Here is a 15,377-nt window from a genome sequence, read left to right on the forward strand (position 1 = left end):
GGTTTGTCGCGCCGGCTGTCGGCCTGAAAAAAGGCGCGTATATCTAGCGTCGGGTCCGCCGTCCAGCAAGCGGTGCTGCAAGGGCGGTCCCGCGGGAGATCATTCGATGAACGCCACCACCGTCGATCCGGCCGAGGTCGAGCGATTCTCGCGGATCGCCGACGAATGGTGGGATGCCGGCGGTAAGTTTGCGCCCCTGCACCGGCTCAACCCGGCACGCGTCGGCTTCGTGCGCGACCATGTCGCGGCCCGGTTCAACCGCGACCCGCTGCAACCGGCGCCGCTCGCCGGCCTGCGTCTGCTCGATATCGGCTGCGGCGGCGGCCTGGTCTGCGAGCCGATGTGTCGCCTGGGCGCCGATGTTGTCGGCATCGATGCGTCGGACAAGAACGTCGCCGTCGCCAAACTGCACGCCGAGCGCATGCGTCTCGCGATCGATTATCGCTGCGACACCGCCGAGGCGCTGCAGGCGGCCGGCGAGGCGTTCGACGTGGTGCTGGCACTCGAGATCATCGAGCATGTCGCCGAGCCCGGCCTGTTCCTGAACTGCTGCGCCGATCTGGTGCGGCCCGGCGGGCTGCTGATCCTGAGTACGCTCAACCGCACGGCCAAGGCATTCGCGTTGGGCATCGTCGGCGCCGAATACGTGCTGGGCTGGCTGCCGCGCGGCACCCATGACTGGCGCAAGTTCGTGAAACCGTCGGAGGCCGCTCGTCCGCTGCGCACCGCCGGCCTGTCGGTCGAAACGCTGGCGGGCCTGGTCTACAGTCCGGTCACGGGCCGCTGGCGGGTCCATCCGCGCGACCTGGATGTCAACTACCTGATGGTGGCGACAAAAGCGGCCTGACGCGGGCGATCAGTTGCCCTTGGGCAGCCAGGGCAGCTTGCCGAACTCGATTCCCTCATCGGCCAGGGCGGCCGCTTCGTCGTCCGTCGTTTCGCCGTAGATGCCGCGCTGGTCGGTCTCACCGTAGTGGATCTTGCGCGCTTCGTCGGCGAACTTGTCGCCGACATAGTCGCAGTTCTTTTCAACCTGCTGGCGCAGTTCCATAAGCATCTTGCGCATCTCGGCCGGCATGGCAGGGCCGGGTACGACCGCCGGCACGCTCGGGGCCGCCGTGTCGGGCGCGGCCGCCGGCACCACCTCGGTCCTGGCATTGCCCTTGCGGCCGACATTGGGCGCCATGATCGCCCGCTCGACTTTGGGATTGCCGCAGACCGGGCACTCCAGAAGCTTGCGCTTCTCCTGCCGTTCGTAGGTGGCACTGTCCTTGAACCAGCTTTCGAAGGCATGGTCGTTTGCGCAGCGCAGGCGGTACTTGATCATCGCTCGTCAGTATACACAGGTCCAGATCCTTGGCACTCGGTGTAGCCGAGTGCCAAGAGACATGGGGTCATTGTAACCTTTTGGCAAGATGGCGCAAAAGAGACCAGCCCAGCATGGACATACCTCCCTCGCCCTGGATTGCCCGGTGGGCGCCCCTGATCGAACCGGGCGGCCCGGTGCTCGACGTCGCGGCCGGCAAGGGCCGCCACACCGCCCTGCTGACGGCCCTTGGCCATCCGGTGACAGCGATTGACAGGGACGTCAGCGCCTTGTCGGCGCGCTTCCCCGCGGCGGCGGGGGCGGTGCGAATCATCGCAGCCGACCTGGAGGATGGCGGCCCCTGGCCGCTGGCCAGCGAAACCTTCGCCGGCATCGTCGTCACCAACTACCTGTACCGACCGCTGTTCCCGGCTCTGCTGGCCGCCCTGCGGCCCGGTGGTGTGTTGCTTTACGAAACCTTCATGGTCGGCCACGAGCGTTACGGGAAGCCGAGCAATCCAGACTTTCTTCTGGGCGATGGGGAGTTGCTTGAGTTGACCCGGACCGCCCGCCTGTCGGTCGTGGCCTACGAGGCAGGGCTCACTGAAACGCCCAGTCCGTCGGTCCGCCAGCGCATCGCGGCGCGCCGGGTCTCGTTATCCTAGGCCCGGCGGCGCTTCTGGGCGCCCAGCATGGCGGCGTTGATCTTGCGGCCGGCCCGGCGCAGCTCGCCGGCGACGCGCTCGCTCTCGTCTTCGTCGAACAGCGAGGCCAGCTGCTCCATCATGGTGCCACCCAACTGGTCGGCGTCGACGATGGTGACGGCGCGGCGATAGTAACGCGTCACGTCGTGGCCGATGCCGATGGCGACCAGCTCGACCGGTGAGCGCGACTCGATCCAGTCGATGACATCGCGCAGGTGGCGCTCCAGGTAGTTGCCGGGGTTCACCGACAACGTCGAGTCGTCGACCGGCGCACCATCGGAAATCACCATGAGGATGCGGCGATCCTCACCGCGCGGCAGCAGCCGGTTGTGGGCCCACAACAGCGCTTCGCCGTCGATGTTCTCCTTGAGAATGCCCTCGCGCAGCATCAGGCCGAGGTTCTTGCGTGCCCGCCGCCACGGCGCATCGGCGGCTTTGTAGACGATGTGGCGCAGGTCATTGAGTCGGCCGGGGTTGGCCGGCTTGCCCGCCGCCAGCCACTGCTCGCGGCTCTGGCCGCCCTTCCAGGCCCGCGTCGTGAAGCCGAGGATCTCGACCTTCACGCCGCAGCGCTCGAGCGTGCGCGCCAGGATGTCGGCGCTCATCGCCGCCACGGTGATCGGCCGACCGCGCATGGAGCCGGAATTATCGATCAGCAGGCTCACCACGGTGTCGCGGAACGTGGTGTCTTTCTCCTGCTTGAAGGACAGCGGCTGCGTCGGATTGGCGACAACCCGCGCCAGCCGCGCGCCATCCAGCATGCCCTCGTCGAGATCGAACTCCCACGAGCGGTTCTGCTGCGCCATCAGCTTGCGCTGCAGACGGTTTGCCAGGCGCCCGATTACACCGGACAGGTGCGACAACTGCTGGTCCAGGTGCTGGCGCAGGCGGCCCAGTTCGTCGGCGTCGCACAGATCGACGGCGTCGACCACCTCGTCGAACTTGGTCGTATAGGCGTGGTATTGCTGGCCGGCCGGCTCGTTGCTCAGCGCACCGGGCGGCAACCACGGCCGCTCGGCGCGGCCCGGCTCGTCCTCGTCGCCGGCGCCCATCTGCATTTCGGTCTGGGCCTGGTCGGCAACGGTCTCCGAGGAATCGTCCTGGTCCGAGGTGTCCTCGGTCTCCTCGCCCTGCGCGCCGTAGCCGTGGGTCTCGGTCGAGTCCTGGCCGTCCTCGCCGGTCTCGTTGGATTCGCCCTCGGGATTCTCGCTCGAATCCTGATCCTCGTCGCTGTCGTCGTCGAGGTCGGCCGAATCGTCGCCCAGGTGCAGGTCCTTGATCAGCCGGCGCAGCGCGCGGGCGAACTGCTCCTGATTGCCGATGGTTTCGGCCAGCTTGTCGAGATCCTTGCCGGCTGCCTGCTCGACATCCGACCGCCAGAGATCGACCATCTCGCGCGCCGATTCGGGCGGCGCCGCGCCCAGCAGCCGCTCGCGCACCAGCAGGCCGACGACATCGGCCACCGGCGCGTCGTCCTTGGTGCGCACGCGGCGATAACCGCGCTGCTCGCAGCGCTCGGTCCACACCGCATCGAGGTTGTCGGCCACGCCCGGCATGCGCCGTGCGCCGATCGACTCGACGCGGACCTGCTCGACCACATCGAACACCGCGCGCGCCGCTTCGCCGGCCGGCATGCGCCGCAGATGCATGCGGCGGTCGTGATAGCGCATCTTCAGCGCCATCGAGTCGGATTCGCCGCGGGCGCGCGCCACGTCATCGGCCGGCAGATCGCGCGCCGGCACCGTGATGCGGGCTTCCTGACCCATGAGTTGGCCGCCGTCAGGCACGAACGTGACGTTCACGTCGCGCCGCGAGACGGCGCGCATGGTCGCGGCCGTCACACGCCGGAACTCTTCGAGCGGTGTAGTGTCCTTGCCGGCCACGTCGGGCCCCTATGACGATGTCTTAGTGCAGCTTGGCCTTGCCATGGCCCATCGGCAGTTCCTTGCCGAAGCAGCGCTGGTAGTACTCGGCCACCGTCGTACGCTCGACCTCGTCGCACTTGTTGAGGAAGGTCAGACGGAAGGCAAAGCCGACGTCACCGAAGATCTGCGCGTTCTGCGCCCACGTGATGACGGTGCGCGGCGACATGACGGTCGAAATGTCGCCGGCGACAAAACCGGCACGCGTCAGGTCGGCAAGCGCCACCATGTTGCTGACGACCTTGCGGCCAGGGTCGGTGGCGTAGTGCTTGGCCTTGGCCAGCACGATGCCGACTTCCTGATCGTGCGGCAGATAGTTCAGCACGGTGACGATCGACCAGCGGTCCATCTGGCCCTGGTTGATCTGCTGCGTGCCGTGATAGAGGCCGGTCGTGTCGCCCAGGCCGACGGTGTTGGCGGTCGAGAACAGGCGGAACGCCGGGTGCGGCTGGATCACCTTGTTCTGGTCGAGCAAGGTCATCTTGCCCTCGACCTCCAGCACGCGCTGGATCACGAACATCACGTCGGCGCGGCCGGCATCGTACTCGTCGAACACCAGCGCGCAGGCGTGCTGCAGTGCCCACGGCAGGATGCCTTCCTTGTATTCGGTGACCTGCTTGCCGTCGCGCAGGACGATGGCGTCCTTGCCGATCAGGTCGATACGGCTCACGTGGCTGTCGAGGTTGACGCGGATGCAGGGCCAGTTCAGCCGCGCCGCCACCTGCTCGATGTGCGTCGACTTGCCGGTACCGTGGTAGCCCTGGATCATGACGCGTCGGTTGTGCGCGAACCCGGCCAGGATGGCCAAGGTCGTGTCGTGATCGAACAGGTAGTCGGGATCGATCACCGGCACGTGCTCGGTGGCTTGGCCGAACGCCGGCACCATCATGTCGCTGTCGATGGCGAACTTCTCGCGAACGGAAACGGATGTGTCGGGCTGACCGGAGTCGGGGTTCATCACAAAAGGGTCCAAGGAGGAAGGGCGCGCGAGGATGGCAGGCCACCGATCCCCTCGCAAGGGCTGAAATGCTGTCCTATCTTGCAGCTACCGCAAAGCTGCCCATCGCGCGTTTTGAACAGAAATTTCAGTTACTTAATTCAACAGACGCGCATTGGTTCCAACAGCGTAGCCAAATTGGCACCCCGGCACGGCGGGCTGTCGAAGCGCCTCGCATCACGCCGCGAAATGCGGACTCTGGCGCAAGGTCGTATAGGCGCGGTTGATCAGCTTGAGGCGCTCTTCGGCTTCCTTGCTGCCGCCGTTGGCGTCGGGGTGGTGGCGCTTGGCCAGCTGCTTGTAGCGCACCTTTACCGAGTCCAACGTCTGCGGCCATGTGAGATCGAGGATCGACAAGGCCTGCTGCTCCGCCGGCGTCAGGTTGTTGGGTTGCGCCGGCGCCCGACGCTTGCCCTTGGCCTGCAGCACTTCCGAGTCGGCAAGGATATCGTAAGGGTCGAGCAGATCTTCCAGCGGATCGTTCGTCGCCCGCCGATCGGTGCGCGCGCCGACCTTCCAGGTCGGGCGCCGCCATGTCTGGTCGGCGCGGATCTGCGCTTCGATCTCGGTCTCGTTCATGCCGGCGTAGAAGTCCCACTTGGCGTTGTACTCGCGCACGTGCTCGAGGCAGAACCAGCGGTATTGATGGAGCTGGGTGCGCGACTTTGGCGCCCGGAATTCGGCCGCCGCCATGCAGCCCGGATGCTCGCACACGCGCCCTTCAATGCGTATGTCCGAAGCCGTCAAAACCGATTTGCGTCGTCCGCCAGGCATTCTAGATATATGCGCGCCACCAGCCATCTGAGCAAGATGCCGACGGCGAAGATTGCCGTTGACATCACAACAGCAGGAGTTCGTTCATGGGTGCCGTCGCCGATGCCATCGAGCACAAGATCCGCGAAGCGTTAGCGCCCTCTGCGTTGAAGGTCACCGACGATTCGGCCAAGCACGCCGGCCACTCCGGCGCCCGCGACGGTGGCGAAAGCCACTTCACCGTCGAGATCGTGTCGGCGGCCTTCGAAGGCAAGAGCCGCGTGGCGCGCCAGCGCCTGGTCTACGATCTGCTGAAGGGCGAATTCGCCCAGGGCTTGCATGCGCTGGCGCTGATCACCAAGACGCCGACCGAAGCCGGTTGATCGCCCGTCATCCCGAGCGCAGCGAGGGATCTTTCTCAAGAAATGCTCGGTGCGCCGCGCGCAGAAGATCCCTCGCTACGCTCGGGATGACAGCGCTGCCCCTCACAGCCCCTTCGAGCCCATCGCCAGGAACTTATCGCGTCGGTGTTGGCGCAGCGCCACCGCGTCCATGCCGTCGAGCGCCGCCAGTTCGGTCTCGATCGCATCGCCGGCGGCCTTGACGGCGGCGTCGGGGTCGCGATGCGCGCCGCCCAGCGGCTCGCCCACCACGGTGTCGCACACACCGAGCTTCTTCAGATCGTCTGACGTGAGCCGTAGCGCCTCGGCGGCGTCCTTGGCGTTCTCCGCCGAACGCCACAGGATCGAGGCGCAGCCCTCCGGCGTGATCACGGAATAGACGGCGTGCTCCATCATCAGCACGCGGTTCGCCGCCGCCAACGCCACGGCGCCACCGGAACCGCCCTCGCCGATCACGAGGCTGACCAGCGGCACGCCGAGTTCCAGGCACACCTCGATGCTGCGCGCGATCGCCTCGGCCTGGCCGCGTGCCTCGGCGTCGACGCCGGGATAGGCGCCGGCGGTGTCGACGAAGGTGATCACCGGCAGGCCGAAACGATCGGCGAGCTTCATCAGGCGCTGCGCCTTGCGATAACCCTCGGGCTTCACCATGCCGAAATTGTGCTTGATGCGGCTCTCGGTGTCGTCGCCCTTCTCCTGGCCGATCACCAAGCACGGGCGGCCGCGGAACCGGCCCAGGCCGCCGACGATCGCGGCGTCCTCGGCAAAGGCACGATCGCCCGCCAGCGGCGTGAAGGTCTCGATCAGGCTATCGACGTATTTCAACGCATGCGGCCGCTCGGGGTGGCGCGCCACCTGCACGCGCTGCCACGGCGTCAGCTTGGCATAGGTCGTCTTGATCTGACGCTCGACCTTGGCCTGCAGGCGCGACACTTCCTCGGCGATGTCGACGCCTTCGCCATCACCACGATGGCGCAGCTCCATGATGGCGCCCTCGAGGTCCGCGATCGGCTTCTCGAAGTCGAGGAACGTTGTTGGCATATCGGCTCCGGTTGCCCGCTGTCGACCGCTAGCCGGCCCGCTGCGGCGGTGTCAAGCACGCCGCAGCGCAGGCCGGTGCATCATTCACTGCGCTGCAAGAGGCTTACACCGCCATGCCCAGCCGCTTGGCCATGTTCAGCAGCACCTCAGCCTGCTTGATCGACGCGTTGTCGATCAGCTTGCCGTCGAGCGCCACCGCACCCTTGCCTTCGCGCTGTGCCGCCAGCATGGCATCGAGAATGCGCTTGGCCTTGGCGATCTCCTCGGTGCTGGGACCGAAGACTTCGTTGGCGAGTGCGATCTGCGAGGGATGGATTGCCCACTTGCCTTCGCAGCCCAGCACCGCGGCGCGGTTGGCCTGGGCGCGAAAACCCTCGGCATCGGAGAAGTCGCCGAACGGACCGTCGATCGGCCGCAGGCCATGCGCGCGGGCGGCCACCACCATGCGCGAGATCGCGTAGTGCCAGACATCGCCCCAGAAATAGGTGCGCTTGCCCTCGGCATCGGTGTCGGTCAGCACGCCGTACTGCGGATGCGGGCCGCCGATGTTCACGGTCTTGGCCTTGGTCGAGGCGGCATAGTCGGCAACGCCGAAGTGCAGCGACTCGTTGCGCTTGCTGGCGCCGGCGATGGCATCAATGTTCTGCATCCCCAGCGCCGTCTCGATGATCATCTCGAAGCCGATGCGCTTGCTGACCTTGGTCGCCGCCTCGATCTGCGTCACCAGCATGTCGACGGCGTAGATGTCAGCCGCCGTGCCGGCCTTGGGAATCATGATCAGGTCGAGCTTGCCGGGCGCGCCTTCCAGGACGTCGACCACGTCGCGATACATCCAGTGCGTATCGAGCCCGTTGACGCGCAACGAGATCGTCTTGCCGCGCCAGTCGATGTCGTTCAGCGCCTGCACGCAGTTCTTGCGCGCGCGCTCCTTGTCGTCCGGCGCCACCGCGTCCTCGAGGTCGAGGAAGATCACGTCGGCGCTGCCCTTGGCCGCCTTCTCGAACAGCTCGGTCCGGCTGCACGGCACCGCCAGTTCGCTGCGGTTCAGGCGCGACGTGACCGGCTCGACGATGGTGAAGCTCATGACAGGATCCTTACGGCGGTGTTCTTGTGCGACGCAATATCACGTAATACTGCAGCGCAACACCCGATTTCAGCCGTCGCTTTTGGCTAGCGGGTGCTTGTCCTCGACCAGCTGACGCAGCTTCTCGTCGAGCACGTGCGTGTAGATCTGCGTCGTGGCGATGTCGGCATGACCCAGCATCAGTTGCACGCTGCGCAGGTCGGCGCCATGCGCCAGCAGATGGCTGGCAAAGGCGTGGCGCAGCACGTGCGGCGAGACGCGCTGCGGATCGAGACCGGCCTCGATCGCCAGCTCCTTCAGCAGCTGGGCAAAACGCTGACGCGTCAGATGGCCCTCGCGGCTGCGCGAGGGGAACAGGTAGGGTGACGCCTTGCCGCCCTTGAGACCTGAAGCGCGCGCGCCGAGCCAGGCCAGGATGGCATCGCGCGCCGGTTCGCCCAGCGGCACCAGGCGCTCCTTGTCGCCCTTGCCGCGCACGATCAGCGCCTCGGGATCGCGTTCCACCGCCGCCAACGGCAGGCCGACGAGTTCCGACACGCGCATGCCGGTGGCATAGAGCAGTTCCATCAGCGCCGACAGGCGCAGGCCCTCGCGCGCATCGCGCTTGGATGCCGCCGCGATCAGGGCTGCGACATCGTCTTGCGACAGCACCTTGGGCAGCGGCCTGTCCAGCCGCGGCGAATCGAGTACCGCCGAGGGATCGTCCGTGCGCTTGCCCTCGGCCAGCAGAAAGCGAAAGAACTGGCGGATCGACGACAGGCGCCGCGCCGAGGTGCGACTGGCCATGCCCATATGTCGCAGGCTGGCGATGTAGGCGCGCAGCGCATCCGACGTGGCATCGAGCGGCCCTTCCTTGCGGCGGGCCAGGAAGGCGCACAGCGCGTCGAGATCGCGGCCATAGGCTTCCAGCGTGTTGACGGCCGCGCCGCGCTCCGCCGCCAGCATCTCGAGGAACAGCTCGACCTCGGTGACGCGGCGCGGCTCCTCCTTGGGCCGCCGACCCCGCCGGCGGACCGGCGGGGGGCCGGGGCGGGTTGTCGCAGCCGTCGTCATTTGGCGGACGGCGGCGGCAGGATGGGGATCTCGCGCGTGCGCTGGGGCGGCGCCACGTCGATGAACGCGAGCACGACAAAGCCCGCCACCAGGACGATGGCGAGGATGATCAGGAGAACGGAACGGAAGCTCATCCCGCTTTGAAACTGGCTACGCTTACCGAACACGGGCGCCGGCTTTGGTCGGAGGGAACGACCCGCGCCCCGCTTGTGTGGCGCGGCGCGAGCGGCGATATTGGCCACACTAGCGTGTACGGATCGCGATGACAATTGCGGTTTGGTGCGCAACACATTGAGAAAGTTCGGTGAATCGCCTTTTTCCCGCCCCATTTGGCGGTCCTGCAGCAAGTCGGGCCCAGCGCCATGCTGACCGCTAGGAGCGTGCCCGCGCCCGACCGCACGGTAGCGCTGGTCGGCTTGATGGGTGCCGGCAAGAGCGCCATCGGACGGCGGCTGGCCCACCGGCTGGGCCTTCCCTTTATCGATGCCGATATCGAGATCGAGAAAGCGGCGGACTGCAGCATCGAGGAGTTCTTCGACCGGTACGGCGAGGCGCAGTTCCGCGCCGGCGAGCGCCGCGTCATCCAGCGCCTGCTCGACGGGCCCGCGATCGTGCTGGCCACCGGCGGCGGCGCCTTCATGGACCCGCAGACGCGCATGGTGATGCGCGAACGCGCCATCACCATCTGGCTGCGGGCCGAACTGCCGGTGCTGATCGAGCGCGTCGGGCGGCGCACCAACCGGCCACTGCTGAAGCAGGACAATCCCGAAGCTGTGTTGCAACGTCTCATGTCGATCCGTTACCCCATCTACGCCGAAGCCGACATCACCGTCGACAGCCGCGATTCGCCAGCCGACCGCACGACGGACGAGGTGATCGACGCGCTCGCGGCGTTCCTGCACACCAACACGCCGGCCGGAGCCGCGTCATGAGCGACACCGTCCGTCAGGTCACCGTCGAGCTGGGCGAGCGACGCTACAGCATCGACATCGGCGCCGGCCTGCTCGATCGTGCCGGCGCCTTGTGCGCGCCACTGATCCCGGGACGCCGCGCCATCGTGGTGAGCGACGACATCGTGGCGCCACTGCACCTGGACCGCGTGGTGCGCGCGCTGGACGCGGCCGGCATCCGGGCTGCCACGGTGATCGTGCCGGCCGGCGAACGCAGCAAGGAATTCGGCGCCTTCCAGCGCCTGATGGAGGCGCTGCTCGACCAGCGGCCCGACCGCGGCACCGTGCTGATCGCGCTGGGCGGCGGCGTGGTCGGCGACCTCACCGGGTTCGCCGCCGCGGTGCTGCTGCGCGGCGTCGATTTCATCCAGATCCCCACCACCCTGCTGGCGCAGGTCGACAGTTCGGTGGGCGGCAAGACCGGCATCAACACGCGCCACGGCAAGAACCTGGTCGGCAGCTTCCACCAGCCGCGCCTGGTGATCGCCGACACCGCCGTGCTCGACACCTTGCCGCCGCGCGAGCTGCTGGCGGGCTACGCCGAGGTGGTGAAGTACGGCCTGATCGACGATGCCCCGTTCTTCGCCTGGCTGGAGGCCAACGGCGGCGCGCTGCTGGCGGGCGATCATGCCGCGCGCATCGAGGCGATCGCGCGCAGTTGCCTCGCCAAGGCGCGCATCGTGGCCGGCGACGAACGCGAGACCGGCGACCTGCGCGCACTGCTCAACCTCGGCCACACGTTCGGCCATGCGCTGGAGAAGGAGACCGGCTACGGCGGCGACCTGCTGCACGGCGAAGCGGTCGGCATCGGCATGGTGATGGCGTTCGACATGTCGGCGGCCCTGGGCCTGTGCCCGGCACCGGATGCGGCGCGCGTGCGCCGGCATCTGGAGTCGGTCGGGCTCGCGACCTCGCCGCGCGCCATCCCCGGCGACAACGCGCGGGCCTGGGATGCCGCACGGCTGGTCGATCACATGCGCGGCGACAAGAAGAACCGCGACGGCCGCATCACCTTCGTGCTGGTGCGCGGCATCGGCCAGGCCTTCGTGGCCCGCAGCATCGACGAGGCCCCGGCGCTGGATACCGTGCGCCGCGCACTCGCGGCCTGAGCGATGGGCGAAGTTGTTTTCTACCTTCCCCCGCTTGCGGGGGAAGGTGCCCGAAGGGCGGATGGGGGGAACCTGATACAGACTCCGTCTGATCGCGAGGCACCCCCATCCGGCGCTACGCGCCACCTTCCCCCGCAAGCGGGGGAAGGTAAACCGATGCCAACATCCCAACCATGACGCCCCGTCATGGATCCTGATTTCGACTTCGGTATCGGGCCGGAGATCGCGGGGCCGCTGATCCTGCTGTGCCTGGCGCTGTCGGCGTTCTTCTCGGCGAGCGAAACGGCGATCACCGGCGCCTCGCGGCCGCGCCTGCACCGCCTGGCGCACACCGGCAACCGCCGCGCCGTCATCGTGAACGCCCTGCTCGACCGCAAGGACCACGTCATCAGCGCCATGCTGCTGGGCAACAACGTGGTCAACATCCTGGCCGCCTCGCTCAGCACGGCGATGCTGACCGATGCCTTCGGCGCCGCCGGCGTTTTCTACGCCACCATCGCGGTGACGGTGCTGGTGGTGATCTTCTCCGAGGTGCTGCCCAAGACCTGGGCCCTGCTGCATGCCGACCGCGTGGCGCTGGTGCTGGCGCGGCCCATCCGCTTCTCGACGGCGCTGCTGGGACCGCTGGCCACCGCCATCGCCGCGATCGCGCGCTATCTGCTGCGGCTGCTGCGGGTCAAGGCGGCGGCGCATGCCGATGCCGCCGACGAACTGCTGCGCGGCGCCATCGATATGCACGGCGAAGGCGGACACGAGCCGGAGGCGCCGGCGGAAAAGCAGATGCTGCGCTCGGTGCTCGACCTGGCCGACCTCGCGGTGTCGGCGGTGATGACCCACCGCGCCAACGTCAAGGCGTTCGACATCGACATGCCGACCGACACACTGGTCGACCTCGTCCTGAAAAGCCCGCACACGCGGCTGCCGCTCTATCGCGGCCAGGTCGAAAACATTGTCGGCGTGATCCATGCCAAGGCGCTGTTCCGCGCCGTTCACCGTCACGACGGCGCTCTGGCGGCACTCAACCTCGACGCCTTCGTGAGCGAACCCTGGTTCATCCCCGAGACGACCTCGCTGCTGGACCAGTTGCAGGCCTTCAAGCTGCGGCGCGAGCACTTCGCGCTGGTGGTCGACGAGTACGGCGCCCTGGAGGGCGTCGTCACCCTGGAGGACATCATCGAGGAGATCGTCGGCGAGATCGACGACGAGCACGACGTGCGCGTGGTCGGTGTCGAGCCCGCCAGCGACGGCAGCTACGTCTGCTCGGGCAGCGTGCCGGTGCGCGACCTCAACCGCGAGTTCGGCTGGGACCTGCCCGAGGACCTGGCGACCACCATCGCCGGCCTGGTGCTGCACGAGGCGCGGCGCATCCCCGATGTCGGCCAGACATTTGCCTTCCATGGTTTCCGTTTCGAGGTCCTCAAGCGCGAGGGCAATCGCATCGCCCAGCTGCGGCTGGTGCCGCCGACCGCCGCGGCAGCGTAGTCCCCGCCGCACGCGGGCAGAAAGGGCAGATACGGCCAGAAAGTCACATTGTCGTTTGGTTTCAATGGCTTGTTGGCCACGATCCGACGCGGCCAAGCGGCGGCAGATAGCGGCCAGTTACGGCCAGAAAGTCCGTGAGAGCCCGTCATGGCCGCACCCGAAACGCCCGTCAGCCTCGACGGCGGGGGCCACAGCCGCCGTCATCTATATAGAATTCTCGTTTTGGAAACAACAAAAATCGTGCGAGAATGACGCTCTGTCCATGGGTTGCTTCGAGAGTGCGCGTGACTATAGTCCGCGCCACATGAACATCCGTTCACGACCGAGGATCGAATGCCGCTTCCCGTGCCGGCCGCCCGCCGGCCTCTGCATACGCGCAAGGTGACGTGCCAGGGCTATTTCCGTGACGATGGCCTGTGGGATATCGAGGGCCATATCACGGACGAGAAACACTATCCGCAGGACGAAGGCTGGCGTGGCGTGCTGCAGCCCGGCGAGTACATCCACAACATGTGGATCCGCCTCACGGTCGACGAGACGATGACGATCCGCGACGTCGAGGCGGCGACCGACAACGCGCCCTACCGGATCTGTCCCGACATCACCCCCAACTTCAAGCGGCTGATCGGCCTGCGCATCGCCGGCGGCTTCCGCCGCCAGGCGCGCGAGCGGCTGGGCGGCACGCAGGGCTGCACCCACCTGGTCGAGCTGCTGGGTCCGGTGGGCACCACGGCGTATCAGACCATCCATTCCAGCAAGGCGGTCGAGCTGATGCGCGCCCACAAGGCGCAGCAGGCCGCCGCCAAGGGCGAGCCTGTCCCGGGACGGCGCCGGCCGCGCGCGCCGGAAGCGCATCGGCCGCCCTACATGATCGACACCTGCCATGCCTGGGCGTCCGACGGCGAGGCCGTGAAGCAATGGGCGCCGCTGTTCTACAAGGGCCCCGACGGCGAGGCCGTGCGCGAGGACGCCGCCGCGAAGATCCGCAGCCGCATCGCGGCGTATGACGCCGCGGCGGGCGATTGAAACATACGCCAGCCGGACTCGCGCTCCTGGGAGCGCGGGCCTCCGGCCCGCTCATGTCTTGGCGCAACACGCTTGATGCGGGCGGGACGCCCGCGCTCCCAGGGGTAAACGATGACTGATATTGCCTGGAAATCGGCGAGCGAGCTGCGCGGCCTTTATCGGCGGTTGGCGTTGTCGCCTGTCGAGGTGGCCGAGACCGCGTTCGGGCGCATCGAGCGCTACAACGGCGCGCTGAATGCGTTCATGGTCATCGACCGCGACGGCGCCATGGCACAGGCGCGCGCGTCGGAAGCACGCTGGCGGCGCGGTGCGCCGCTGTCGCCGATCGATGGCGTGCCGGTCACCATCAAGGACACGGTCGACCTCAAAGGTTTTCCGACGCGGGCCGGCTCGCGCACGACGCCCGATACGCCGGCGGCGCAGGATTGCCCCGAGGCGGCGCGGCTGCGCGCGGCCGGCTGCGTGATCCTGGGCAAGACGACGACGCCGGAATACGGCTGGAAGGGCATGACCGACGGGCCGCTGTTCGGCACCACGCGCAACCCCTGGAACCTCGAACGCACACCCGGCGGCTCGTCCGGCGGCGCGGCGGCGTCCCTGGCCGCCGGCATCGGCACCCTGGCGCTGGGCACCGACGGCGGCGGCTCGGTGCGCATCCCGGCCACCCACTGCGGCCTGTTCGGCCTGAAACCCACGTTCGGTCGCGTGCCGCACGCGCCGCACAAGGGCGCCTTCGGCACCCTGGTCGCCACCGGACCGATCACGCGATCGGTGGCCGACGCGGCGCTGATGCTGAACGAAATGGCCAAGCCCGATGCGCGCGACTGGTACGCCCTGCCCTACACCGGCGAGGACTTCGGCGCCGATCTGTGGGCGGGCGTTGCCGGGCTCAAGATCGCGGTGACGACCACGTTCGGCGGCGCCCAGACCGACCCCGAGGTTGCGGCGCTGGTGCAGACGGCGGCCCGTGCCTTCGAGGCACTGGGTGCCATCGTCGAAGAGGTTGGCGAGGTCACCGCGCCGTTGCGCCCGCGCTTCGAGACCTACTGGCTGGCCGGCTTCGGCGAGACCTTGTCGCGCATCCCCGAAGCGCGCTGGCCGGACCTCGACCCGGGCTTCCTCGAACTCGCGCGGCGCGGCCTTGGTGTGTCGCGCGCCGAGGCCTATGAGGGCGAGCTGGCGCGCATCGCCCTGGGCACCGAGATGGCGCTGTTCCATCAGCGCCACGACCTGTTGCTGATGCCGACCATCCCGGCACCGCCGGTGAACGCCGCGATGCCGTATCACGCCCAGGGCAACGACCGCTGGGCGCGCGCGACGCCGTTCACGGTGGCCTTCAACTATACCGGCCAGCCCTGCGCCACGATCCGCTGCGGCTTCACGTCCGACGGCCTGCCGGCCGGCCTGCAGATCGTCGGCCCCAAGTACAGCGAACGCCTGATCCTGCGCGCCGCCGCGGCGTACGAAGCGGCCTCGCTGGCATCATCGTGGCCCACGCCGGCGCTGGCGGCGTCGCTGGTGAGAATGGCGGCCAATCCGGCGGCCTAAC

At 67.8% G+C, this 15,377-nt stretch carries 16 protein-coding genes; 8 read left to right on the plus strand and 8 right to left on the minus strand.

Going from position 1 to position 15,377, the window contains the following annotated elements; all coding sequences use genetic code 11:
• The first annotated feature begins 106 nt into the window (after positions 1–106).
• A complete protein-coding gene (gene ubiG / locus FQU96_RS22200; protein WP_146543530.1) occupies positions 107–847 on the plus strand; it encodes a bifunctional 2-polyprenyl-6-hydroxyphenol methylase/3-demethylubiquinol 3-O-methyltransferase UbiG in 741 nt (246 codons plus the stop codon).
• Between the two features lie 9 nt (positions 848–856).
• On the opposite strand, the gene FQU96_RS22205 is transcribed toward ubiG, so the two are convergent.
• Positions 857–1,327, minus strand: a complete 471-nt coding sequence (locus FQU96_RS22205) for a DUF1178 family protein (protein ID WP_146543531.1) — start codon at positions 1,325–1,327, stop codon at positions 857–859.
• Between the two features lie 113 nt (positions 1,328–1,440).
• On the opposite strand from FQU96_RS22205, the gene FQU96_RS22210 reads away from it, so the two are divergent.
• The gene (locus tag FQU96_RS22210; protein ID WP_146543532.1) at positions 1,441–1,971 is read left to right on the plus strand and encodes a bifunctional 2-polyprenyl-6-hydroxyphenol methylase/3-demethylubiquinol 3-O-methyltransferase UbiG; all 531 of its coding nucleotides are present in this window, start codon (positions 1,441–1,443) and stop codon (positions 1,969–1,971) included.
• Here the strand turns inward: FQU96_RS22210 and cobT are convergent.
• The 3 genes from cobT to FQU96_RS22225 all read right to left on the minus strand — a co-directional run bounded on the left by cobT (position 1,968) and on the right by FQU96_RS22225 (position 5,622).
• A complete protein-coding gene (gene cobT / locus FQU96_RS22215) occupies positions 1,968–3,893 on the minus strand; it encodes a cobaltochelatase subunit CobT (protein ID WP_146543533.1) in 1,926 nt (641 codons plus the stop codon). The two genes, FQU96_RS22210 and cobT, sit on opposite strands and share 4 nt — an antisense overlap.
• Before the next feature lie 22 nt (positions 3,894–3,915).
• Positions 3,916–4,890: a cobaltochelatase subunit CobS gene (cobS, locus tag FQU96_RS22220; RefSeq protein WP_146543534.1), complete on the minus strand. Its 975-nt coding sequence runs from the start codon at positions 4,888–4,890 to the stop codon at positions 3,916–3,918.
• 216 nt (positions 4,891–5,106) lie between these two features.
• Positions 5,107–5,622, minus strand: a complete 516-nt coding sequence (locus FQU96_RS22225) for a J domain-containing protein (RefSeq protein ID WP_218574814.1) — start codon at positions 5,620–5,622, stop codon at positions 5,107–5,109.
• Between the two features lie 167 nt (positions 5,623–5,789).
• Here FQU96_RS22225 and FQU96_RS22230 point away from each other — a divergent pair, with 167 nt between their 5' ends.
• Positions 5,790–6,065: a BolA family transcriptional regulator gene (locus FQU96_RS22230; RefSeq protein WP_146543536.1), complete on the plus strand. Its 276-nt coding sequence runs from the start codon at positions 5,790–5,792 to the stop codon at positions 6,063–6,065.
• 102 nt (positions 6,066–6,167) lie between these two features.
• Here FQU96_RS22230 and FQU96_RS22235 read toward each other — a convergent pair whose 3' ends face one another.
• The 4 genes from FQU96_RS22235 to FQU96_RS42500 form a co-directional block, all read right to left on the minus strand.
• Positions 6,168–7,124: an acetyl-CoA carboxylase carboxyltransferase subunit alpha gene (locus tag FQU96_RS22235; protein WP_146543537.1), complete on the minus strand. Its 957-nt coding sequence runs from the start codon at positions 7,122–7,124 to the stop codon at positions 6,168–6,170.
• Positions 7,125–7,227: 103 nt separating this feature from the next.
• Positions 7,228–8,208, minus strand: a complete 981-nt coding sequence (locus tag FQU96_RS22240; protein WP_146543538.1) for a CoA ester lyase — start codon at positions 8,206–8,208, stop codon at positions 7,228–7,230.
• A 69-nt stretch (positions 8,209–8,277) separates the two neighbouring features.
• Positions 8,278–9,261 (minus strand): site-specific tyrosine recombinase XerD, encoded by a 984-nt coding sequence (gene xerD / locus FQU96_RS22245; protein WP_146543539.1) that lies wholly within the window; start codon positions 9,259–9,261, stop codon positions 8,278–8,280.
• The gene (locus FQU96_RS42500) at positions 9,258–9,608 is read right to left on the minus strand and encodes a hypothetical protein (RefSeq protein WP_218574815.1); all 351 of its coding nucleotides are present in this window, start codon (positions 9,606–9,608) and stop codon (positions 9,258–9,260) included. Before FQU96_RS42500 ends, xerD begins: the two co-directional genes overlap by 4 nt.
• 15 nt (positions 9,609–9,623) lie before the next feature.
• Here FQU96_RS42500 and FQU96_RS22250 point away from each other — a divergent pair, with 15 nt between their 5' ends.
• The 5 genes from FQU96_RS22250 (at position 9,624) to FQU96_RS22270 (ending at position 15,376) form a co-directional block, all read left to right on the plus strand.
• Positions 9,624–10,193 (plus strand): shikimate kinase, encoded by a 570-nt coding sequence (locus tag FQU96_RS22250; protein ID WP_146543540.1) that lies wholly within the window; start codon positions 9,624–9,626, stop codon positions 10,191–10,193.
• Positions 10,190–11,320 (plus strand): 3-dehydroquinate synthase, encoded by a 1,131-nt coding sequence (gene aroB, locus FQU96_RS22255; protein ID WP_146543541.1) that lies wholly within the window; start codon positions 10,190–10,192, stop codon positions 11,318–11,320. The genes FQU96_RS22250 and aroB overlap by 4 nt, the downstream gene beginning before the upstream one ends.
• A gap of 186 nt (positions 11,321–11,506) precedes the next feature.
• On the plus strand, positions 11,507–12,802 hold the full coding sequence (locus FQU96_RS22260) for an HlyC/CorC family transporter (RefSeq protein WP_146543542.1): 1,296 nt from the start codon (positions 11,507–11,509) through the stop codon (positions 12,800–12,802).
• Between the two features lie 333 nt (positions 12,803–13,135).
• Entirely contained in the window at positions 13,136–13,828 is a 693-nt protein-coding gene (locus FQU96_RS22265; RefSeq protein WP_146543543.1) for a DUF2889 domain-containing protein, read from the plus strand.
• A 111-nt stretch (positions 13,829–13,939) separates the two neighbouring features.
• Positions 13,940–15,376, plus strand: coding sequence for an amidase (locus FQU96_RS22270; protein WP_146543544.1), 1,437 nt, complete (start codon positions 13,940–13,942; stop codon positions 15,374–15,376).
• Position 15,377: the final 1 nt, after the last annotated feature.

This window comes from Reyranella sp. CPCC 100927, assembly GCF_007859315.1.
Taxonomy (GTDB): domain Bacteria; phylum Pseudomonadota; class Alphaproteobacteria; order Reyranellales; family Reyranellaceae; genus Vineibacter.

Excerpts from the sequence above, each read along its gene's own strand:
- FQU96_RS22210 (WP_146543532.1), top strand. The coding sequence starts at position 1,441 with ATGGACATACCTCCCTCGCCCTGGATTGCCCGGTGGGCGCCCCTGATC.
- FQU96_RS22230 (WP_146543536.1), top strand. The coding sequence starts at position 5,790 with ATGGGTGCCGTCGCCGATGCCATCGAGCACAAGATCCGCGAAGCGTTA.
- FQU96_RS22270 (WP_146543544.1), top strand. The coding sequence starts at position 13,940 with ATGACTGATATTGCCTGGAAATCGGCGAGCGAGCTGCGCGGCCTTTAT.
- FQU96_RS22240 (WP_146543538.1), bottom strand. The coding sequence starts at position 8,208 with ATGAGCTTCACCATCGTCGAGCCGGTCACGTCGCGCCTGAACCGCAGC.
- FQU96_RS22250 (WP_146543540.1), top strand. The coding sequence starts at position 9,624 with ATGCTGACCGCTAGGAGCGTGCCCGCGCCCGACCGCACGGTAGCGCTG.
- FQU96_RS22265 (WP_146543543.1), top strand. The coding sequence starts at position 13,136 with ATGCCGCTTCCCGTGCCGGCCGCCCGCCGGCCTCTGCATACGCGCAAG.
- ubiG (WP_146543530.1), top strand. The coding sequence starts at position 107 with ATGAACGCCACCACCGTCGATCCGGCCGAGGTCGAGCGATTCTCGCGG.
- cobS (WP_146543534.1), bottom strand. The coding sequence starts at position 4,890 with ATGAACCCCGACTCCGGTCAGCCCGACACATCCGTTTCCGTTCGCGAG.
- FQU96_RS22260 (WP_146543542.1), top strand. The coding sequence starts at position 11,507 with ATGGATCCTGATTTCGACTTCGGTATCGGGCCGGAGATCGCGGGGCCG.
- aroB (WP_146543541.1), top strand. The coding sequence starts at position 10,190 with ATGAGCGACACCGTCCGTCAGGTCACCGTCGAGCTGGGCGAGCGACGC.
- FQU96_RS22205 (WP_146543531.1), bottom strand. The coding sequence starts at position 1,327 with ATGATCAAGTACCGCCTGCGCTGCGCAAACGACCATGCCTTCGAAAGC.
- xerD (WP_146543539.1), bottom strand. The coding sequence starts at position 9,261 with ATGACGACGGCTGCGACAACCCGCCCCGGCCCCCCGCCGGTCCGCCGG.
- FQU96_RS22225 (WP_218574814.1), bottom strand. The coding sequence starts at position 5,622 with ATGGCGGCGGCCGAATTCCGGGCGCCAAAGTCGCGCACCCAGCTCCAT.
- FQU96_RS22235 (WP_146543537.1), bottom strand. The coding sequence starts at position 7,124 with ATGCCAACAACGTTCCTCGACTTCGAGAAGCCGATCGCGGACCTCGAG.